This is a genomic window from Bacillota bacterium (assembly GCA_012842395.1).
GTDB lineage: Bacteria > Bacillota > SHA-98 > UBA4971 > UBA4971 > UBA6256.
Genome location: DUSX01000009.1, coordinates 106,029 through 125,464 on the forward strand (window position 1 = coordinate 106,029; position 19,436 = coordinate 125,464).

Here is a 19,436-nt window from a genome sequence, read left to right on the forward strand (position 1 = left end):
GGTGCAAGCCCCGGCAGCAGTCCTTCTCAAGGATTAAGGAACCCATCCAAAAAAACACCCCGTCTCCATGAAGAGACGGGGGTAATCAGCTCATCACCCTCGCGGTACCACTCTACTTGGCCGGATGCCGCCCGCCCTTCGGATGGATGCAACCGTCGCCGACGCCACGCCCCTGCTGCCCCCGCTGTGCGGCTTCCCGGCACCGAGGCCGGCAGCATCATCCAAGAAGGCTCGCGTCGAACGGGCCCCGCCTGAAGCGGCGTTTCCTTTGGCGGTTCAGGCCCTCTCAACTGGGCTCACGCAACGGGACAGGATCGCTTCGGCTACGCCACGCGTTCCGCGACACGACTCGCCTCTGCCTCCGCCTTTGCTTCTGCTCGCGCGGCGTTTCAGCCGCATCGCGCTGCTCCCGCCATCCACCATGCGGCAGCAACCAGAAGCCGACACCGGTCTCCAAGCAAACGCGAGCTCTGCGCCTTGCGCCGCGCTGCGGCCAGGCCTTGGTCGGGCCCGGCCCGGCGAGCCCACGCTCGCCCATGCCCGAATGAGGCGGTCCCTGCGTGCGCCCTCCCGGATAACGGCGGGTCCGTCTTCGCCTACTGGCGCCGACATTGACACGGCACGGGCACGGCGTGCCGTCGGATCAACGAGCCGTTCGGCGTGAGACTCCCGGGCGAGTTCGGCTGCGCCGAGGTTGCCGCCTCGCACCGTCCGGCGGCTCTCTTCAAACGCTCCGTGAGCCTACTGCTCCCGTTCATCGCCTTTTGCGTTATTCGCCTTTGCGTTGTCGTAGTTGCCCTTTCACGGGCATCTTGTGCTTGAAAGCCTGCTGTTGTCTCGTATTATACCATCCCATGCCTACAGGCGCAATAAAAGCTTTACCCGCGGCCTAAGTGAGGATGCATTAATCCTCGCCCCTCTTCCAGCAGTTGCCGGGTTGCCGGTGTTGCACTTTGGGACGGCGCCCCGAGCGGGGCACCGTGACAAAATCCGGCCCGTCAGGCCAGTGGCCGGATTTTGTCACCCCTCGTGCAATCACCGGCAACCCCTCCCAAAAGTCGGCAGCACTTTTGCAGCCTCACTTAGGTCACGGTTGACAGGGCACAAGAAAGCCCGGCCTGAGCCGGGGGCGCAATAAGGGCTTTTCCTGCGGCTTCGCTCACGGATGCGCCGGCGCAGAAACGCCTTGGGGCCGCGAATTCCTGCCTCCCTGCCTCGCTGCTCCCTGCCTATCTGCCGCGTTCCGCCTTGCAGCATCCCGCAAGGGAGGACTACCGGATTGCTTGTTGAATTAAGTCGAGGCGAGCAAGGCGGTTGAGCTTCCCTTCAACCCCCCGGTTCAAGCGACCCCAGCGACTAACCAGCGACTGATTTCAGGGCCTTCGGCTGGCCGAGGTGGGACGTGGCGCAGCGAAGGAAAGCTCAACGGTGTCCCGCGAGGCGTACCGTCGTTCCAATACTCCTAACCTATTTACTTATGTGAAAGGGGTGCAGCCACGAGGCGATGGCGAGAAGGGTTGAAGTCACAAGAGCAGGCATTCCCCAATCACGCAGGGCGTGTGAGATCCCGCCCTTCATAGTCATGGATGTGCTCGAGAGGGCGAAAGAGCTCGAGCGGTCGGGGAGGAGCGTCATTCATCTCGAGGTGGGTGAGCCGGACTTCCGGACACCCGAGCCGATACGGGAGGCGTGCCGCAGGGCGCTCGCCGCGGGCGAGACAGGGTACACGTCCAGCCTTGGTATTCCCGAGCTGCGCGAGGCGATAGCCAGGTACTATTCCGAGAGGTACGGCATTGATGTGCCCGCCCGGCGTGTGATCGTGACGCCCGGGAGCTCTCCCGCACTTCTCCTGGTTTTCGAAGCTCTCCTGGACCCCGGGGACGAGGTCATCATCTCCGATCCGTGCTATTCATGCTACCCGAACTACATCCGGGCGGCCGAAGGGGTCCCCGTGCGTGTGAAGGTGCCGGCGGAGAACGGGTTCCGGTTCGTCCCGGATGAGGTGCGGTCTCGCGTCACTCCGAGAACGAAAGCCATCCTGATCAACTCGCCGGCGAACCCCACTGGTAATCTCCTGAGCGCGGAGGACCTTCAAGCCCTTGCCGATATCGGCATTCCCATCGTGTCCGACGAAATATACCACGGGCTGGTGTACGAAGGGCGAGCCCACTCGATCCTCGAGTTCACCGATAATGCGTTCGTGATAAATGGCTTTTCGAAGACCTGGGCTATGACGGGGTGGCGACTGGGTTACGCCATCCTTCCTGAGGAGTTTGTGCGACCCGTGCAGAAGCTGCAGCAGAACCTGCTGATTTGCGCCGGGTCCTTCACGCAGCGCGCTGCGGTGGCAGCGTTCTCTGACGAGTGTAAGCCTTACGTAGACGAGATGGTTCGCACGTACGACGAGCGCCGACGGTATATCGTCCCGAGGCTCAGAGAGATCGGCCTCCCGGTGGCGGGGGAGCCGACAGGCGCCTTCTACGTGCTCGCGGACGCCAGGAAATACTCCAACGACTCCTACAACCTGGCGTTCAGGATCCTCGAGGAGTGCGGCGTGGCCACCGCGCCTGGGATAGACTTCGGCCCGAATGCCGAGGGCTACCTGCGCTTCTCTTATGCGAACTCCCTTGAGAACATCGAGGAGGGGCTCCGCAGGCTCGAGCGCTTCTTCGCGGAGGGCGGGGGATGCCGCTAGGTTGCCTCGAAGAAACCGTGCGCGGCGCGGCGTGCGGGGTTGCCGGTGCCGCACTCCGGGGACGGCGCGCTTGAGGCGCGCCTCGCTCGAATTCGGCGCGCGGGAGTGCCGAATTCTCAACGCCCCGTCGTGCAAGCACCGGCAACCCCGGCGCTGTCAAAAGGGAAAAGTCGGGTTCGGGCCGATATTGAACCCGCCTGGCCTCATCGAACGCGTGTCCACCCTTCCGTCGACAGAGAGCTGCCTTGTGCGGTGAGGCGGCGGCGCAGCCGGCCGGTTCAAACAAGGCGTCCCGGCTACTCGATGGCTACCTAAGCTGCGGCTATACACAGCGTTGCGCCGTGGGAGGGCATCATGATGCCGTCCGACGAGAGATCACGATTGGGAGCGTCAGGATTCAGAATACGAGAGCTCAACGAGGCAGATCTATCCTTGATTGCCGACCTCACTCGCAGAGCTTTCTCAACGCCGCACGTTCCTAGTCCCGGTCTGCCGGCGCCGGGCGCGACGCACGAGACCCGCGAAGGAATCGTGAAGGAGTTGAGAGCGGGCACGCGCGTTTTTGTGCTCTATCTCGGTCCCGGCACAGGGCAAGACGGAAACGGCTTAGGGCCCGCAGGCATCGTCCGCGTTACACCTCGTCCCCCGGACGCATGGGTTTTGAGCCGGTTCGGCGTGCTCCCCGAATTCCGGGGACGCGGGGCGGGAACGCTCCTTCTCAGCTCCATCGAAAAGCAGGCGAGAGACGCCGGGGTGAGGCGGCTCGTGCTCTACTGCGTTGTGGAACGTCTCCTAGTCCCATACTATCAGCAGCGTGGTTTCAGGGTGACCGCCGTCGCGCCGCACACCGAGAAACCCCTCACCGTCGCCACAATGGAGAAGGACATCGGGCAAGACAGCTGCAAAGAGAACTGCGGGGACTCCCTTACCCGTGTCACCCGCGCTACTCCGGACGCGGACGTCACCCCTGAATGGGGCGCCCTGCCTCAGAGAGGCCTTTACGTTCTGTGGCTCTACGTGCCTGAGCCCAGCGTGGTCCGTATCGGAAGTCTGGGCGAGCACTCGCTCGACAGGGGGTTGTACGCCTACGTCGGCTCCGGCGTCAAGGGTCTCCCCCATCGCCTCCGCCGCCACTGGACGGGCGGCGGAAGCCGCCGCTGGCATGTGGACTGGCTCCGGGCGGTAGCGAGACCCGTGGGAATCGATGTCGTCCCAATTGTGTCTCGCGAGGTGGAAGCCTCATCGGTGGTCTCATTGCCGACCCTTTCAGAGTGCGAGCTGGCGGATTCCCTGTGCAAGGTGTCGGGCGTGACTCGGCACATACCTCGCTTCGGGGCGAGTGACTGCGGGTGTGCAGGACACCTCTTTTCCGTCCCTCGCACCTCCACGGCGCATTCCTTGCCTCGCTCATGGCAGGACAGCCTCTTGTGCTGCTATCGCCATCCGTACGCGACGAGGCCGTAGCGGCGTCCACGAACCCGCCCGGATGGCGACGGACGGCACAGGCCTGGCACGCCACGAAACTACGCCGCGCACTAAGTCGATCGCCTGAGCCGCGTCACCCGGGCCTACAAACAAAACCTGCCTGTATGTCGGCCATGCTTCTGCCTTCCGAAAGAGCGAGATACCGCAGCGCCTCGTGTTCCTCCTCCGTAAACCGAACATTCGTGAGCTTGTACTTCGCCATTGGCCATCACCTCACCCGCATGATACCACACTACCGCGGTAGTGGCACGTGAGGACGCGTGAGACTCCAGGGCGTGCTTCACCGAAACCTGCCCGCAACGCCGATGGCCGAGTTTGACCCCCTTGTCATAGTTAGTGGTGTTGCATTCCGTGCTTGGATGAGCTAGACTGAGTTGCCAAGATAGGGGCATGCCCCTGGCGGCCGCCTTTCATGGTTCATAGGTGGTTACCTCGCGGCATATCTTGTTGTGCGGACATGCGCTTAAAACGACGCTGAGCCCAGGGACGTATGACGTTTCGATAACACACGAGAGGTTCATAAACGGCCTGACGTATCCCGGCGTGTGGGTGGTCGCGGACACGACGACTCACCTTGGCGAGGCCAAGCTGGGCTCGTTCTTCTATCTCATCATCGGGATAAACGATTACCCCGACGAAGCGAACGACCTGCACTATGCTGTTGCCGATGCGGATTTGTTGGAATCTACGCTCTGGGGCACCAATGGGTATGCGGGAAAGGTAGTGAAGCTAACCGACCAGCAGGCGACCAAGGCAGGCATTTTGAACGCCATAGCGGCCATAGGGGATGAGATGAGCCCGGACGGCCAGGATTACTTCGTCATGACCTTCTCAGGGCACGGCGCATCGGACGGTGAACCCAGCCCAAACCCCGGGGACCCTCCGTACGAGTGTCTTGTTGCCTCAGATGGTCAGGCCATCTACGACTACGAGCTGAGGCAGTGCGTGGCCTATTACATACCGGCGTCGCCGGTGACCGGGACCAGATACTGCACATTCATCTTCGATAGTTGCCGGAGCGGGGGGATGTTCAAGGGGGTCGGCGGCGCCAGCAGCAGCGGCGCTGCTTCGACGGCGGATGGGAGCAAGAGCTTTAGATCTGGCTTGTCGCGCATGGCCCGGAACCTCAGCGCAGCGGGGTACGTGGTGATCACCGCGTGCGATGATACAGAGGTCTCGTACGAATCCTCGGACCTCCAGAACGGAGTGTTCACGGAATTTTTCTGTGAAGGGTTAGCCAACGGGGCGGCGGACTCGAACGAGGACGGGCTCATAAGCGCCTATGAGGCTCTCAGCTACGCCGCGCCCCGAGTGCAGGAATATGTCTCGGCGGAATTCGGGCCGGGTGCAGTGCAGACCCCTCAGCTCTTCGCCTCGCCCGATGCCCTTCGTGACGTGCCGATCTACCGCGTGCAGTAGCGCGCGGCGTCTCCCAGGGGGCTCGCGCTCGTGAGCCCGCGGCAACGCGGCCGCCCATAAGCTTAGGCGGCCGCGTTGGCGTCGTGAGGATCGACGTAATCACCAGCCGTTTCCACCTGAAGCCTTTGAAGGCTTTCCACCGGCTCAGTTCCTCTTGCGCTCCCTCTACCCGGCTGGAGGAGTCCGTTGCCGCACGTGCGGAGTCCAATGAAGCCCAAACCGTTAGTGTGCAACCAAAAACGCCGCACGGGCTCGGCGGCTGCGGTACGGGCGTAGTTGGACACGGTCGAGGTTGGCAGCCTCAGGCAGACTTGACCTGGATTTGGCAGATGGTAGTATAGAGCCTGGAGCGGTTACAACTGACGTAACGGGAGGAGCGAACGTCATCAATGGGGAGACTGATGATGCGGCGGAGGCTCCGGGTGGCCATGTACGCAGCCGCGGCTCTGGCGACGAGCGTGCTCATTGCGGGCTGCTTTGGGAGTGATTCTCCGCGGCCTGGCTCGGTGGATGGGTATGTGTTCAAACCAGCAGGGTACAGCGCCGTCGCGGCGACCACCACCGTCCGCCCGGCCCAGAGCGCGGCCCTTGTTGCCGAACCAGCCCCCGCCCCAGGGCTGAAAGTCCTCCCGGCCGGGGCGCGCGGCGCGCCAGCACCGGCCGTGCCTGAGGGATACGAGCCGTGCGCGGGTGCTGTGGTAAGAGTGACCGGGTCCGGCGGGCTGGCGGTGACTGACGCTGCGGGTTACTTCAGGAAAGACGGGGTCTCGCCCGGGACGCAGACGGTTAGCGTCGTGTACGAGCCTTACCGGCTGGACGTGAAGGTCCTCGTCCGCAGCGGGCAGGTCACCACAGTGAACGAGACCTACGGCAACCTGCTCGGGAAGTGGACCGTTATGGTGTACATGTGCGCCGACAACAACCTCGAGTCCGCGGCGATAGCCGACATGAACGAGCTGGAGGAGGTCGGCTCGACGGACGAGGTCAGGATCCTGGTCCAGATCGACAGGGCCGACGGGTTCGACACGAGCAACGGCGGCTGGACCGGCACGCGCCGTTACTATGTAGAGAGGGATCCAAACCCGCCGGGCTCGCTAGCCTACGACACCATCGCGTCTCCCCTGGCGCCGTGGGACGGGAATTACGACAGCAAGACTGAGGTAAACATGGCAGACCCCGCGCAGCTCCGCGATTTCGTCTCTTGGTGCATGACGCACTACCCCGCCCAGCATTACGTGCTTATCCTCTGGGACCACGGCGACGGCTGGACCATCTGGCGGACCGCGCGCGTCGAGCCGCGGGCGATCTGCGTTGACAACGGCGGGAGCGAGCCCGCCGCCCTCGACGTGGACCAGGTCCGCTCGGCGCTCCAGGGCCTGCCTCGCCTCGATATCATCGGCTTCGACGCGTGCCTCATGCAGATGGTCGAGGTGGCGTACGAGATGCGCGGCGTTGCGGACATCGCCGTGGGTTCGGAAGAGATTGAGCCCGAGGAAGGCTGGGACTATGGCGCCGCCCTGGCAGGCCTCGTGGCAGATCCATACGGCACGTCGCCTTGGGATCTGGCGAGAGCTTTCGTAGACACGTACCTCGCATCATACGGCGCGAGCCTCTCGTGGGGCGTCACCCAGTCTGCGTTCCGCCTTGAGCACGCCGACGACGTGGCGGCCGCGGTCAAAGCTCTGAGAGACGAGCTCCTACGCCGTATACAGGCGAACTCTGGCGGCTCCGACGCGGCCAAGATCGCGCAGGCCATTAGCATCGCAAGGCTCGATGCCATCCAGTACTGGAACTGCGCGCACTTCGACATAGCGGACTTCGCGTCGAAGCTGCGCGCCCGCGTGGCGGACCCGGCATCCGGCATATCGGCCCCTGCCCGCGAGGCCATCTGCGCCAAGGCCGACGCGCTCGTGGCAGCGCTTTCCGGGTCGTGGATGTATGCTGGGGCGCCCTATACGCGTGCCTGGGGGAACGGGCTTTCAATCTATCTGCCGGATCGTTATTCCTGGAGCCCCTATTCCAAATACGATTACCTCCAGTTCGAGCGAGACACGCACTGGAGCGACATCTTCACATACGTCGACCCCTATCCGTATTGATTGAAAGAAGAGCGGCCCGCTCCTGTCAGACGGTGCGGAGCCGCTCTCTCTGCCTATGCCTGCGGAGCCAATCTCAGCCTATCCGGCCTGGCCCGCCTTCTGGCTGCATCCATCCTTGAAGAGCGCTTCCGCCACCCGCATGATCATCGGCACGCCGCGCACCTCGGTCTCGAAGAGCGGCACTACCGCGCGGACGTCCGGGAACATCTCGTATATCTGCTTCATATAGCTTTGTTGCATCTCCACACGGTTCAGCACGAACTGCGAGGTGCCCTCGTCCAAGTCCTCCGCCTTTATCACGCCGTTCACTATGACCCCGCCCACCGGGATGCCGAAGTCGTTGAACCAACCGATGAACCTCTTGATGACCGCGATGGGCAGCGCCTCCGGCAGCGTCACGAAGAAGAACGCCGTCTTGTCGTAGTCGCAGAGCAGCTCGCGGGCGTGTCCGATGCGGTCCCTGAACGAGAGGAGGTAATCGAGGAGCGGGTCTTTCTCCTCCTTCCTCCGGAAGGACAGCGCCTTGCGCAGGGCCGTAGCCTCCTCACGACTCTTGAGCATCTTGTTGACCCAAAGCGAGTACACCTGCGACATGCCGAGGAGGCGCCTGGCGTTGGCCGTGGGCGCGGTGTCGAAGACGTACACCTCATACTTGTCTTCGAACATGATGTTGATCATGTTCTCGAACATGGCCGACTCCTCGAAAGCCGGGTTCATTGTGGCGGTCTGGACGAAGTCGTCGGCCTTCGTCGGGATGTCGGCGAACTTGAGGAACATCCTGATCTTGTCGCTTATCTCGCGCTTCGACTTCTCGATAGTGTCCTTTGTGTCTATCTCGTACGCCTCAAGCCCCGGCGCGCCCTCCACCGGCTTCGGGCTCCCGAAGACGTCCTGCCCGAGGAGGCTGCTCAACGAGTGAACGGGGTTCGTGGACGCGAGGAGCGTCCGGCGGCCCTGCTTTGCGAACCAGCACGCCGCGGCGCCGGCCATCACGGTCTTCCCGACGCCGCCCTTGCCGCCGAAGAACACGTATTTGAGATGAGGCTTCGCCGCGAGGAACTCCGACATCGAGCCGGACATGGCCGGCTGCGCTGGGCTGACTGCCTGTGCCACTTTCACCACCCCCCGAACATCGCGTGGGCCATCTTTTCGATCATCGGGATGCCCCTCACGTCGCTCTCGAGCTCCGGAACGCGCCCGAGCACCTTTTCGCCGAACGATCTCTCGATCTCCTCGAGGAACCCCTTCTGCATGGTGATCCTGTTGCGCAGGTATGTGGGGATATTCTGGCCGAGCAGTTCCTGGGGGACTACCCGGTTCACGATGTACCCGCGTATCGGCACTGAGAACTTCGCAAACATATCGGCGGCCTTCTTCGTATCCAGGATGATCATTTCCTCCGGGGTGAGCACGAAGAAAAACGCGGTCTTCCGCGAGTCTGTGAGTATACCCGACGAGGCGTTGATGCGCCCCTTGATATACTGCAGCTCGTTCAGGATCTGATCCTCCTGAAGCTCTTTCTCACGCCTCACCGTCGCCATCACGCGGTCGTACTCGCGCATCTGCTCGCGCAGGCGGGTGATCTTGCTGATCCACTGGTCGTACACCGACGCCATACTGAGGTAGTAAAGCGCGTGGCCGAGCGGCACGAGGTCGTAAATGTAGTAGTCATACCCGCCTTTCACCACGATGTTGACGACCTCGTCGAATATGGCGCTTTCCTCCATGGCTGGCTCGGCAGACGCCGCCTGCATGTAGTTCTCGATTTCCTCAGGGATCTCTTCGAACCCGTACATGTCACGGATCTTCTGGCGGATCTCGTCCTGATACTCCTTGATGCGGCGGTCGGCATCGATCTCGCAGGCGTAGAGGTTGGGCAGTATCTCCACCTCGCCCTGCCCGAAGATGTTCCTCTCGAAGATGTCCGACAGGGACGCCTGTGGATCTACGGAGAACACCAGAACCTTGTGCCCTTTCTTGGCTAGGTAATAGGCGGTGGCAGCGGAGAAGGTGGTCTTTCCCAGGCCGCCCTTGCCGCCGTACATGATGTATCTAACGTCCGGATAATCTTCGAAGAATTTCGCCAGTGACACGGAGTCGTTCACCTCCAACTTCCAGCGGGCCCTCCAGCGGGCTTCCGCGAACCTGGGCGTCCCAGGGTTTCAGAATATGGCATCCATCAGGTCCTTCTCCCTGAGCATGCGCCGCTTCCACGTGGATATCTGCGGGACTACGTAAGGCAAGAGCCGCAGCGAGTAGTAGGGCGGCAGGATGGGGACTCCGAGCATGTCGCCCATGGTGATCAGGATGAAGAGATGCTCCATGCTTGAACGGGTCTTCAGGGCGAATCTCGTCATGTCATGGGCCGCCATTCCGTAGATGAACTCTTTGGCGGCTTGGAAGAGCCCCCCATGCCTGCGGGGCGTCGTATCCTTGTTTGATTCCGTCGCGGGACCCTGTGGGATCTCAGGCGAGTTCATGCGCAAACACCTCCGTTAGATCCTTTTCCTTGAGCACGCTGCGCTTCCAGCCGGGCATCCTGGCCGCGAGATATGGCAGAAGGCGCAGCGAATAGTACGACTGCGGAATCGGCACGCCGAGGGCGCATCCGAAGAGCGCACACATGAAGGCCTGCTCGCATGCGGCACGCCTTCGCCTCGCCGTCTCGGCTATCTCGAATCCAGTGAGACCGTAGAGAAACTCACGCGCCACACGAAGCGCCCTTTCAAACACCATTCGTCCGTCTCCCCAGTATGGGTGCCGCACGGACCCACCGCCCGGCGCCCAACGCTCGGCGCCGGGCGCATGTACCCGTGTTGGCGTCCACAATGCGGCGTCCACCCGATGTCCATCCATGCCGTGTCATCGGACGCGGAGCCGCCCCGGCCGGGGGTGCGCACGGAACGCCGCATCCCGCGCCCGGACGACGCCACGGCGCGCCACGGCGTGCGTCTGCCGGGACGCGTCTACGTGCGAATCGGAGGCGAATCGCATGTGATTCACACGCGACACAACGATTTGCGTGTAAGCACGCGCGGGCTTCGCCTCTCGCCCATCCGCGTGATGGCAGAAGCCGCGGGGCGCGGGCCGACTGAGCCCGAGGGAAGGGAGGGCCCGCGCCCCGCCTGGGGAAGGGAAGGCCCGCGCGTGAGATTCGCCGCCGACCGCTTCTTACAACTCTCTGCATTCTCTCGGAGGTCTCTATGCCTTGGCCGTCGGTGCAGCCGCGGGCGCTTTGCCAAGCTTACCGGCTCTAGCCTTACCGAACATCCTCAGGCCATCGTACGCCAGCACGAGCGCGGCGATGATCAAGAACACGGCTATCGCAGCGGATATGATGTTGCCGCCGATCGCCACACCCACGCTCTGCCCGGCGGGCGGACTCGCGGTCCCCGCCGACAGCTTTGAGGCGGTGATGATAAGGTTCCTCGTGGTGAGCACGAGCGCGGCGATGGTCGTCACGAGCATGAACAGCATCGGGTAGTACGTGAACTGCCAAGCCTTGCCCTCCTTCGCCAGCCATATGGAGGCGAGCATGAGGGCGAGCGCGGCCATGAGCTGGTTAGCACCGCCGAACAGGGTCCAGATGTAGCTCCACGTGCCCGTCATCACCAGTATGTAGGTGAGCAGCACGGCTACGAAGGCCCCCACGTAGGTGTTGCGCAGAAGGGGCACACCCTCGCCCGCTATCTCCGCCGTGGCTATCCTCATGAACCTCACGGCGAGCTGCATGATGGTGATAGCGAGGACCACAAGCATCGCGCCGGCGAAGGCCTTGCCGAACTCCGCCCCGATCCCGAGCTTGTTGAGGAGCGCGCCGAGGCCGGCCGCGAAGATGCCCGCGGGGCCGAGCGCCTTCAGGTTCGCCCCGTACTCGTCGAACGTCGCGAAGGAAGCGGCGCCGATTATGAGAGCGATGAGCCCGAGGAGCATCTCGAGGAACATGGAGCCGCCCGTGACGTAGCGCGTGTCGGTCTCGTTCTCAAGCTGACGCGCCGTGCCGCTGGACGACACGAGGCTATGCCAACCCGAGATCGCGCCGCACGCGATGGTGACGAAGAGGATCGGCCAGAGCGGGCCCACGCTGATGGAGAAGGTCGTGAACACCGGCACGCTGAAGTTCGGGTGACCCACCAGTATGCCGAGAACCGCGCCCAGCATGCCGAGGGCGACGAGGTAGAATGAGATGTAGTTGATGGGTTGAGTGTAGCTCCAGATGGGCAGCACCGCTCCTATGAAGCTGAACAGCAGGCCGAACACGACCCAGGCTCCGTACGACCCCTTGATCGGGATCACGGTGCCAAGCCAGATAGCAAATATGGAAAGAACGACCATGAGGATGGTCACGGCGAGAATGTCCATCTTTTTCTTGTAAATGAGGTAGCCGGATAGTAAGCCGACCGCCATTAGCGCCAAGATGGCCAGCGGCACGCTGGGGGTTCCCTGGAGCATGCTGGCGACGATGCTGCCGAAGGCCGACACTATGAGCAGTAGATAAAAGTACATGAAGCTCAGGAGTATGACGCGACCTCTCGGGGAGATCAATTTGTAGCTCAGGGCGCCGAAGGTCTCGCCGTCGTTGCGGAGACCGATGATAGCGCTGGAATAGTCGTGGATCCACCCTATGAAGAATGTTCCCAGAAGGATCCATAGGAGCCCCGGAAGCCAGCCCCACTGCAGCGAGATGATCGGACCCAGCACTGGGCCGAGTGCTGCGATGGACTTGAACTGATACCCGAAGAGCACGTGCTTGCTCGTGGGGATGAAGTCCACTCCGTCCATGTACATTTTGGCCGGGGTGGCCTTCTTGGGATCTACTTGGATGACCCTCTCATCAAAATACCGCGCGTACCAGTAATACCCGATTCCGGCCACTATGAACCCGATAACCAGGGCAACAACTGAGTTCATCCTTCTCCCTCCTTGCCTCTCCGATTCGCATCCCTGGTTCCTCTGCCAAGCAGACCGAGGAGCCTACCGCAGTTATGACGCACGAAAGTGGAACCTGAAGCGGAACGGATCACATGCAAGCGGAAAGAAGCAAGCATCTCAGCGCGGTGTCGTGCCACCACCTCCTTGTCGTGGACCGTCTTCGCCCAGGCCCTTTGCGCAACCGTGCGGTGCGTGAACATGCCGCCGGGTTGTGCCGATTCTGACAATCCGAAGATTCTCCAGAGCATCGTGTTTTCCTGCTTGTGTCATTCCTTCAGATTATCATGGTGTTGCCCTCGCGCACCCGCCGCAGGCACGCGCCGGCCGTCGCTCGGGCGGTCTCGAAAGAGCGACGCAGGCTGGCCCAACCGACCCCAGGCTCGGACCGCAAGGGGGACCGTAAAGGCCCCTTCCTCATATATGCCGCTCGCTCTCATATATCTTTGGTACGACATCTATGAGGGATCCGCCCGAGATAGTCAGGGGTGTTTTCTGGATGGGCAGGAGACGAATGGCGCGTGGGGTGGCGCGTGGGGCGCGCGTGCTCGTGCTGGCCTTTCTCGTGGTGACGGTCGTGGCGGCGGTCGTCGCAGCGGCGGCAGCGGTTGCCGCGGTCGCGCGGCGCGTCGTTCTCTCCGCGGCGCCGGGCCCGATGCCTTCCCCGTCCGCATCGCAGCCGACACCCATTGCAGAAACCTCGCGTCGCGATCCTGCCAGTCCTGCAAGCCCTGCAAGCCGTGCGAGTCATGTAAGCCAAGAGTCAGCGAGCCGCCCACGGTCGTACAGGGTGGTCGTCCCCAAGTGTGGCGAGACGAACCGCCGCCTGTATCTTACGAAACCTCGTCTCAAGGGCAATGACGTATTGGAGCTCCAGGAGCGCCTGCGAGCGCTCGGCTTTTTCAGTGGCAAGCCCGACGGCGTCTTCGACCTGTCCACCGATGCCGCGGTCCGAGCGTTCCAGCGGGCCGTCGACCTCGAGCCTGACGGCGTCGTCACCCCCGACACGTGGCTCAAGATGGCCACGGGCCGTGCGCAAACGCTTCCCGCCCTCACGGAGGCCGAGATGCCCAGCGGCGAACGGAGGATAGTGGTTGACGTCACCAAACTGACGCTGACTCTCTATGCAGGTGACAAAGTCGTAAAGCAGTACCCCATCGCTATCGGGAAATGGCATACACCGACCCCGATCGGCGAGTTCGCCATAATCGAGAAGGATTACGCGCCCGGCGGAGCTTTCGGGTCGCGTTGGATGGGACTCAATGTCCCGTGGGGCGGATACGGCATTCACGGCACGAACAGGCCGTGGTCCATAGGCACCGCGGCGAGCGCGGGGTGTATCAGGATGTTCAACGAGGACGTGGAGGAGCTCTTCGAGCTCGTCCCCATCAAAACGAGGGTCTTCATTGTGGGTTACGAGCCCGAAGGGGATATTACGCGCGAGCTTGGTCCCGGGGCCACTGGACAGGACGTCCAGGTGCTCCAGTACTACCTAAGACGCGAGGCGTTCGACGCAGGCCCTCTCGACGGCAGGTTCGGCGAGCGTGTCGAGGCGGCGGTGAGGGAGATGCAGAAGTTCTACGGCGTTCCCGTGACCGGCCGCGTGGGGACGAACGAGCTCTATCTGTTGGGCTTGAGGTGAGGCCCGCCGCAAGCGGGGGATCGCTGCGGGCTGAGGCTTGTCGCGAGCGAACGCGCAAGCGAACGGAGGTTGCACTATGCGATGGCTTCGCACGGCCGTCCTGGCTTTGCTGGTCCTCGGCGCGATCGGGTTCGCCGGCGCTGTGACCGCGGTCTTCGTCAGACCCGAGCTCATGCCGCCGGGGCCGTATCACCCCCGCGGGATTTACTACGCGCTGCGCGGCTACCGTGTTCACCCATGGATCAGGGTGGATCCGGTGAAATCGTACACGCTGAAGGTGTGGAGCACGCGCTGGCCACTGTTCAGAGGTGGGTACGGATACGACGACCTCATCGACGAGACTAGGGCCGAGTTCCGCGCGCTCTACCCTAACGTCGAAGTGGAGTACGTGCTGCTGAGGCTCGACGAGATCGGCGAGGCCATCGCGCAGGCCGTTGACAACAACACGCAGCCGGACGTCTGCGTCGCGCCGTTCGACCCCTCCCTGGTCGAGAGCGGCGCCGTGGTGCCGGTGGACGCGTTCATGGACCGCACCGTGGCGGGTGACGCGGGGGCTGAAGCCTTCGAGCCCCGCGCCCTGCAGGCGCTGACCATCGAGGGTCGAGTGTGGGCGTGGCCCTCGTGGATCGCGGTACAGGCTTGGGCGGGAAACGCCCAGCTTCTCAGGAAAGCTGGCGTTGACGTTGAGCGGGTCATGACTTTCGGGTGGTCGTACGACGACGTCCTCGCGATGGCGCGGGCCCTGGCTGCTCAACAGGTCGGGGTCGATGAGCGCTACCGGGCTTACCCGCTCGTCCTGGAGACGACCTCCACAGCAACTCTGGACACACTCATGAGGGCCGCGGGGAAGGCGCTAGCCGTCAACGCCGACGGCAGCCTGGCCTGGCACGGGGCGTCTCTAGCGGAAACCCTATCCTTTTTGGAGGAGGCAAGGGACGAAGACGCGTTCCCCGAGCCCGTCCCGCGAATGGGCGAGCGCATGCTCGAGCTTTTCTGGACGGGCAGAGCGGCGGTCATAGGACCGGTGGGCCCGGGTTTCGCGCGTCACGTCCGCGAACGCCTGGAGCGGATCGCGAAGGGAGAGTTCCCGTCAGCGCGGGAGGGTGTGGAGCCCGTCCTGCTCCCCATCCCACACCCGCCCGGCGGAGAGGCCAATTCCTGCACATCCGTGACTTCGGTGATGGCGTTCAGGCGTCCGGGCCCTGGCGGAGAAGACGCTGCCCGACTCGCGGTGGAGTTCGCGCGCCAACTCGCGAGGAAGGAGGCGTTGTGGCTCGCAAAGGAGATGTGCGTCGTCCCCGCCCATCTGGGCGACAGGCAGGAGGTGCTCGGGATGATCGGGCCGGACGGAGCGAGCGAACGATTCCTGACCCTGTCGGCCGCATCAGGAACGCCGTGCGGTCACAGGTCCGCCCGCCTTGCTCTCATGGAGAAGGACGTCCGGACGCGGGCGATCGCGCCGGCGCTGGCGGAGTTCTGGGAGGGCACCCTCCGCGCCCGCGATTTCGACGCATACGTGGCGCGGCTTCTCGCCAGCGGGGCGCCTGCGCCGGAGCGGGTGAAGAGGAATTGAGGCGGGTTTGGCGAAGTGATAGCCAGTATGCGGGCGCCGGCCCGCGTGGCCTCGTGACGGCCAGGAGGCGGTTCCCAGTGCAGTCGTCCATCGTGTACAGGCTCGGGGATTCATTGTACATCAATCTCACCAACCGCTGCACAAATGACTGCGAGTTTTGTATCCGCCGCACCTCCGACGGGGTGGGCGGCGAGCGGCTGTGGCTGGACCAGGAGCCTAGCGTGGAGCAGGTTATCGAGGAGCTTGAAAAGGCACCCACGGCCCATCTCAAGGAAGTTGTGTTCTGCGGCTTCGGTGAGCCGATGATGCGCCTGGACGAGGTGAAGGCGATAGCGAAATGGCTCAAGGAGCGCGGGATGTACGTCAGAATGAACACTAACGGCCACGGGAACCTCATACACGGCCGCAACGTAGTGCCCGAGCTCGCTGGCCTTGTGGACTGCATGTCCATAAGCCTCAACGCCTCGAACGCGGCGGCGTATGATGCGCTGTGCCACCCCATATACGGTAGACAAGCCTTTAAAGCGGTGATATCCTTCGCCCGGGAATGCAAGAAACACATTCCCAGGGTGGTACTCAGCGTGGTACAGGTGCCCGGTGTGAGCATATGGGGGTGCCGGAGGATCGCGTCCAAGTTGAAAGCCGAGTTTCGCGTTAGGCACTACGACTCGCACATATGACACGTGTTAGACGGGTGCTAGGACGGGTGCAATATGGCCCCTAGAGGGCGACGTGTACATGAGCCCCTTCGAGAGCGCATGCCGTGACGCAATCCGCGGAACGCCTGCCCGAGAGTGCTCCGGAGGCACGGCCGCGGGGAGGCATGAATAATACAATAAGTACCTGCCGATAATGGTGTCGGGTGCTTTCCTAATAATGGGGCGTACAGGCTGCGTGTCGCGATATTGCGATCGAAGGAGGATTTTGCTGATTTTAGGCGAATATGACCGAACAGGTATTTCGGCCCGGTGTGCTTCCGGTGTGATTCGACCGGGGTGATTGGAGAATGCGGCGCGCGCGCCTGGGCCGGCTTTGTTCGTGGGATGTCACCGAGAGTTGGCGCGACGCCGCAGGGAGGATGAGGAGATGAAGTCTGGCCCTTATAAAAGGCGGGAGCGGCCGTCCGTTTTCACCGAGCGAAAGAGGGAGATCGCGCTCGTGGTGTGCACCGCCGTCCTTCTCGTGACGGGCCTTGCTGGTGCCGCCAGGGAGGTCAAGGTCATCGTGGATGACCAAGTCATATCGGTGGCTACAACCGCCCTTAAGGTAGGTGACATCCTGAGGCAGGCCGGGGTCGAGCTCCACGAGGGGGATGAGGTAACACCCGGCGTATCGGAACGTGTGTACGGTTCGGCCACTATCACGGTCACGCGCGCGGTCCCGGTCACGCTGGCTGTGGACGGTCGCGAGATCAAGATGGTCACGACCGGTCCGATGGTGAAACACGTCCTGGCGCAGGCGGGCGTCTTGCTGAGGCCGGACGATAAGGTGAGTCCCGGAATGGAGGCGGGCCTCACCGCCGGGATGCAGATAAAGGTCATCCGCGTGACATCTGAGGTGGTCACCAAGCAGGTGAGGCTGGCTTACCGGATAGAGAAAAGGTCCGATCCCAGCATGGACCGGGGCAAGACGAAGGTGCTCCGGCCCGGCGTAGAGGGCGTCATGGAGCAAAAGGTGCTCGTTACATACGAGGACGGAAGACCGGTCAAGGAGAAGGTGCTCTCCAGCAAAGTAGTGCGGCAGCCCGTGTCGAAGCTCTTGGCGGTGGGAACCCGCAATCCCGTGCGCACCTTGTATACGTCGCGCGGCGCGTACAGGTACCGTGAGTGCTACACAATGCTCGCCACCGCGTACGAGCCGGGCCCGACGAGCTGCGGGAGGTACGCGGACGGGTACACAGCCATAGGCATGAAGGCCGAGCCGGGCGTCGTGGCGGTTGATCCCAGGGTGATCCCCCTTGGAACGAAGCTTTACGTCGAGGGCTACGGCCCAGCCATCGCCGCCGACGTGGGGGCGGCCATCAAGGGCAACAGGATCGACTTGCTTTTCGAGACCGTGGAGGAGGCTCTGCGATACGGAAAGCGATGGGTGAAGGTGTACGTTCTAGAACCGTGAAACCCTGCGCCCGCAGGCTGAGGGGCAACCCCTCGATCCGGCCGAGGAAAAACCTCGGCCAGAACTTTCTCGTGGACCATTCTTGGCTGAACGTCATCATCAGCGCGGCCGATCTCGGCCGCGCTGATGCTGTGCTCGAGATCGGGGCGGGCACGGGCGTTCTCACGCGCGCCCTTGCCGAGCGGGCGGCGCACGTCATAGCGGTGGAGCTCGATGACAGGCTCGTTGAGAGCCTCCGGACGGACTTTCGCGGCTGGCCGAACGTGGACATCGTTCATGCTGACGTTTTGGACGTTTGCTTGACAGAGTTAATGCAATTTGATAGACTTGCTTACAGGAAATGCAAGGTCGTTGCGAACCTGCCGTATTACATCACGTCGCCCGTCATCTTGAAGATCCTCGATGAGGCGAGGTTCCTCGAGCGGGTCGTGGTGTTGGTCCAAAAAGAGGTAGCAGAAAGGATGGTTGCCGCTCCGGGCTCGAAAAGGTACGGAGCGTTTTCTGTAGTTGTGCAGTATCGCACGCTTCCTGAGATCGTTGCCATTGTGCCTCCGGATGCGTTCCGACCTGCACCGAAGGTGGACTCAGCGGTGGTGCGCCTTGTCATGCGGCGCGAGCCGGCAGTGAAGGTGGTCAGCGAGGATGTGCTGTTTCGCGTGGTGAGGGCGGGGTTCGGCATGAGGCGCAAGACGCTCCTACGGGCGCTAGTCATGGCGGGGCCTGGCGCCCTGGGCCTTCCGAGAGCGGACGAGAGCGTCATCCGGAAGGCCATGGAGATGGCAGCCGTTCAGCCGGAGAGACGGGCGGAGACCCTGAGCCTCGATGAGTTCGGCAGGCTAGCTGACGCACTCCTTGCAGTTGCCATGAGGGTCAGGCAAGAGCCCAACGGGGTTTCATCCTCCTGAGATCAAGGTGAGGAAAGTGGTCTTTATAAGCCCGACAAAGGGCAAGCTCAGCTTCAACGAGACTTTCAAAGACATCATGGATTACATGCAGGAGGTCCCCGGCGTCCCATACAAGCTCATCATCGGGACCGACTCGCAGCTGCGTGAGGACGCCTGCTTCGTCACGGCCATAGTTGTCCACAGGGTGGGCAAGGGAGCCCGGTACTACTACAGCAAGGAAAGGGAGAGAATGGGGCGCAGCCTGAGGCAGAGGATCTTCTACGAAACGGCGAAGAGCCTCGGAGTCGCGAGCAAACTCGCCGAAAGGCTTGCGAAGAACGGTTACGGCGATCTCGACGTGGAGATCCACCTGGATATCGGGCAGAACGGAGAGACCAAGGACCTCATCCGTGAGATCGTCGGCATGGTCACCGGGACGGGGTTCGCGGCGAGGATCAAGCCCGACTCCTACGGTGCGTCAAAGGTGGCGGACAAGCACACGAAGTAGGCAACCGCAGGCTGAACCTCCATTGGCACCTTTTCTCGTCCACCTCATAGTATGTTGGTAGCGACCGAGACGGTGCTGATGGAGGGG

At 62.7% G+C, this 19,436-nt stretch carries 15 protein-coding genes; 10 read left to right on the forward strand and 5 right to left on the reverse strand.

Going from position 1 to position 19,436, the window contains the following annotated elements; translation table 11 throughout:
• The first annotated feature begins 1,504 nt into the window (after positions 1 to 1,504).
• The 4 genes from GX515_03985 (at position 1,505) to GX515_04000 (ending at position 7,698) form a co-directional block, all read left to right on the forward strand.
• On the forward strand, positions 1,505 to 2,695 hold the full coding sequence (locus tag GX515_03985; protein ID HHY32175.1) for a pyridoxal phosphate-dependent aminotransferase: 1,191 nt from the start codon (positions 1,505 to 1,507) through the stop codon (positions 2,693 to 2,695).
• Between the two features lie 354 nt (positions 2,696 to 3,049).
• Positions 3,050 to 4,159 (forward strand): GNAT family N-acetyltransferase, encoded by a 1,110-nt coding sequence (locus GX515_03990; GenBank protein HHY32176.1) that lies wholly within the window; start codon positions 3,050 to 3,052, stop codon positions 4,157 to 4,159.
• A 465-nt stretch (positions 4,160 to 4,624) separates the two neighbouring features.
• Positions 4,625 to 5,599, forward strand: a complete 975-nt coding sequence (locus GX515_03995) for a caspase family protein (GenBank protein HHY32177.1) — start codon at positions 4,625 to 4,627, stop codon at positions 5,597 to 5,599.
• Positions 5,600 to 5,988: 389 nt separating this feature from the next.
• Positions 5,989 to 7,698 (forward strand): hypothetical protein, encoded by a 1,710-nt coding sequence (locus GX515_04000; protein ID HHY32178.1) that lies wholly within the window; start codon positions 5,989 to 5,991, stop codon positions 7,696 to 7,698.
• 78 nt (positions 7,699 to 7,776) lie between these two features.
• On the opposite strand, the gene GX515_04005 is transcribed toward GX515_04000, so the two are convergent.
• From GX515_04005 to GX515_04025, 5 genes are all read right to left on the reverse strand, one after another.
• On the reverse strand, positions 7,777 to 8,811 hold the full coding sequence (locus GX515_04005) for an ArsA family ATPase (protein HHY32179.1): 1,035 nt from the start codon (positions 8,809 to 8,811) through the stop codon (positions 7,777 to 7,779).
• Between the two features lie 2 nt (positions 8,812 to 8,813).
• Entirely contained in the window at positions 8,814 to 9,791 is a 978-nt protein-coding gene (locus GX515_04010; GenBank protein HHY32180.1) for a TRC40/GET3/ArsA family transport-energizing ATPase, read from the reverse strand.
• Positions 9,792 to 9,860: 69 nt separating this feature from the next.
• On the reverse strand, positions 9,861 to 10,079 hold the full coding sequence (locus GX515_04015; GenBank protein HHY32181.1) for a hypothetical protein: 219 nt from the start codon (positions 10,077 to 10,079) through the stop codon (positions 9,861 to 9,863).
• Between the two features lie 85 nt (positions 10,080 to 10,164).
• Positions 10,165 to 10,434, reverse strand: a complete 270-nt coding sequence (locus tag GX515_04020; GenBank protein HHY32182.1) for a hypothetical protein — start codon at positions 10,432 to 10,434, stop codon at positions 10,165 to 10,167.
• A 465-nt stretch (positions 10,435 to 10,899) separates the two neighbouring features.
• Positions 10,900 to 12,609 (reverse strand): hypothetical protein, encoded by a 1,710-nt coding sequence (locus tag GX515_04025; protein HHY32183.1) that lies wholly within the window; start codon positions 12,607 to 12,609, stop codon positions 10,900 to 10,902.
• A gap of 517 nt (positions 12,610 to 13,126) precedes the next feature.
• Between GX515_04025 and GX515_04030 the strand changes: the two genes are divergently transcribed.
• The 6 genes from GX515_04030 (at position 13,127) to GX515_04055 (ending at position 19,349) form a co-directional block, all read left to right on the forward strand.
• Positions 13,127 to 14,269, forward strand: coding sequence for a L,D-transpeptidase family protein (locus GX515_04030; protein HHY32184.1), 1,143 nt, complete (start codon positions 13,127 to 13,129; stop codon positions 14,267 to 14,269).
• A gap of 76 nt (positions 14,270 to 14,345) precedes the next feature.
• Positions 14,346 to 15,842 carry an extracellular solute-binding protein gene (locus tag GX515_04035; GenBank protein ID HHY32185.1) on the forward strand — a complete coding sequence of 499 codons (1,497 nt, stop codon included), beginning with the start codon at positions 14,346 to 14,348 and terminating at the stop codon, positions 15,840 to 15,842.
• Positions 15,843 to 15,919: 77 nt separating this feature from the next.
• Positions 15,920 to 16,522 (forward strand): radical SAM protein, encoded by a 603-nt coding sequence (locus tag GX515_04040; GenBank protein HHY32186.1) that lies wholly within the window; start codon positions 15,920 to 15,922, stop codon positions 16,520 to 16,522.
• A gap of 406 nt (positions 16,523 to 16,928) precedes the next feature.
• A complete protein-coding gene (locus tag GX515_04045; GenBank protein HHY32187.1) occupies positions 16,929 to 17,957 on the forward strand; it encodes a DUF348 domain-containing protein in 1,029 nt (342 codons plus the stop codon).
• The gene (gene rsmA / locus GX515_04050) at positions 17,927 to 18,862 is read left to right on the forward strand and encodes a ribosomal RNA small subunit methyltransferase A (protein HHY32188.1); all 936 of its coding nucleotides are present in this window, start codon (positions 17,927 to 17,929) and stop codon (positions 18,860 to 18,862) included. Before GX515_04045 ends, rsmA begins: the two co-directional genes overlap by 31 nt.
• Before the next feature lie 16 nt (positions 18,863 to 18,878).
• Positions 18,879 to 19,349: a hypothetical protein gene (locus GX515_04055; protein HHY32189.1), complete on the forward strand. Its 471-nt coding sequence runs from the start codon at positions 18,879 to 18,881 to the stop codon at positions 19,347 to 19,349.
• Positions 19,350 to 19,436 lie beyond the last annotated feature (87 nt).